Origin of the sequence: Corallococcus sp. AB038B, assembly GCF_003668955.1 — a bacterium.
GTDB classification, from domain to species: Bacteria; Myxococcota; Myxococcia; order Myxococcales; family Myxococcaceae; genus Corallococcus; species Corallococcus exiguus.
Genome location: NZ_RAWO01000205.1, coordinates 1 through 417, shown reverse-complemented (window position 1 = coordinate 417; position 417 = coordinate 1). Strand labels below are relative to the sequence as shown.

The 417-nt window shown below is 67.4% G+C and carries 1 pseudogene; it reads right to left on the bottom strand.

The window, feature by feature from the left end:
* Positions 1-417: pseudogene (locus D7Y04_RS43025) on the bottom strand (helicase); the annotation flags it as partial.

Below are 417 nucleotides of genomic sequence, written 5' to 3'. Positions count from 1 at the left end.
GTACTCGACCCAGACGATTCCCACCCGTGAGCGTGCCCACTCTGCCGCGTCCTTCACGAGAAAGTCCGACACCCAAACGGCCTGGGGCTCGGGCTGCACGGCGGCATGAATCTCTGCCCACTCCGCCCATGTTGCCGCGTACCAGATGGGCTTGTCGCCCTCATAGGGCGGCGTCATGTTCGCGCGGATGGCGGCCTTGGTGAGCAGCCCTGGTGAGTCCAGGTGCTCGCGGCGCTCGCCCTTGAGTTCCTCCCAGACTTCCTTGTTCCACGCCTTGCGCCGCGCGAACCACTCCTCAATCAGCTCGGGCGGCTCGCCTCGCGGGTAGCGCCAGCGGTGGAAGAAGCCGGCGGACAACTGGCGCGCGCACGCAACGGCTTGGAACTGCTCCTGGAACTGCTCCCCGTCCGGGCGCTC